We start from the raw sequence: 1,490 nt of genomic DNA, 5'->3' as shown, positions 1-1,490 counted from the left end.
AACTTCGCGCATGGACTGCTGACCCTGGTGGGCGCGGTTACGCTGCTGGTGAGTGTCGCCGCCATACCCAGTCAATATCTCGCGCAGATTCACGGTTACAGGCCGCTGCAAACCACGCCGCTGTTTCTGCTGGTGGCCATCCCCCTTCTGATTGCGCTCCCGGCGACCGCCGCGCTGCTCAATCTCCGCCAGGTCGACCACCGCTGGGTCATGGCCGTTGGACTTTGCCTGATGGCGGCCTCGTGCTTTCTGGGCAGTTTCGTGACCACCGATTGGGTTCGCGAGAACTTCTACTGGCTTCAGTCGCTACAGATCCTGGCGCAGCCGATGGTCATCATGGGGATCCTGATGGGCGTCACGACCGGCTTGCCGCCGACAGAAGGCCCGTTTGCCTCGGCCATGTTCAACACGCTCAAGACGTTGACCGGCGCCGCCGCAACCGGCCTCATCGAAGGTCTGGGCACCGCGCGCGAGCATTTTCATTCGGGCATGCTGGTGGACCACCTGGGCAACAACGCGCTGGTCACGAGCGAGAGCCTCGACGCCGCTCACGGCCTCGGCGAACTCGCACACCGGATCCACGAGCAGGCCGTCGTGCTCACTTCGGCCGATCTCTATCGCGTGATGGCGGGTGTCGCCGTCGCCTTTCTTTTCGTTATTCCGGTGTTGCCCGTGCGGGTCTATCCGCCGTGGAGCACAACGCAGCCCTCTTCCCGTTAAGCGACGCTATCCATGTCATCCGCTACCCGACTTTCTCCCAGAACGATCCGTCTGGCCGCCTATGCGGTCATACCCGGCGTCGCTGTGCTGGCCTGCATATGGCTGTTTGCCGGCTCGACCAGCGAGACCACGAACGATGCCTATGTGACGGCCGATTTCACGCTGGTCGCGCCGCGTGTCGCGGGTCAGCTTTCCGAGGTGCTGGTCGAAGATAACCAGCAGGTCAAGGCGGGGCAGCTACTGGTACGCATCGACGACCGCGACTTTCGCGCCGCGTTGATGAGTGCGGAGGCGGACGTGGCGGCAGCCAGGGCATCGGTTGCAAACTACGAGGCCGAGATCGCGCGGCAGCCCGCACTCGTCGATCAGGCGCGTGCGACGCTGCGCGCGGATGATGCGACGCTCGAGTTTGCGCGCGCGAACGCCGCGCGCTACCGCAATCTCTCGGAAACCGGCGCGGGAACCACACAGGAGCAGCAGCACGCGGCGAGCGCGCTGGCCGAGGAACTCGCGCAGCAGGCGCGCAACCGCGCCGCGCTGGTGGCGACCGTGCAGAACCTCGACGTTCTGAAGACACAGCGCGACAAGGCGGCCGGCGCATTGGCGCATGCCGAAGCCGCCTTTGAGCAGGCGAAACTCAACCTGTCGTATACGGAGATCCACGCGCCCATCGACGGCAAGGTCGGACGGCGCTCGGCACGCGTCGGCGCATTCGTGACGACCGGCGCGCCGCTGCTCGCGCTCGTCCCGCTGTCGCACGCCTATATCGT

1 protein-coding gene and 1 pseudogene are annotated in these 1,490 nt (G+C 65.3%); both read left to right on the top strand.

The window, feature by feature from the left end; all coding sequences use genetic code 11:
- Positions 1-720: pseudogene (locus B0G75_RS39995) on the top strand (EmrB/QacA family drug resistance transporter); the annotation flags it as partial.
- A 12-nt stretch (positions 721-732) separates the two neighbouring features.
- The coding region (locus B0G75_RS39990; protein WP_106314956.1) for an HlyD family secretion protein at positions 733-1,490 on the top strand (758 nt) is incomplete at its 3' end.

Origin of the sequence: Paraburkholderia sp. BL18I3N2, assembly GCF_003001875.1 — a bacterium.
GTDB lineage: Bacteria > Pseudomonadota > Gammaproteobacteria > Burkholderiales > Burkholderiaceae > Paraburkholderia > Paraburkholderia phytofirmans.
Note: the sequence above shows the minus strand (reverse complement) of the source record. Positions and strands in the feature narration are given on the sequence as shown.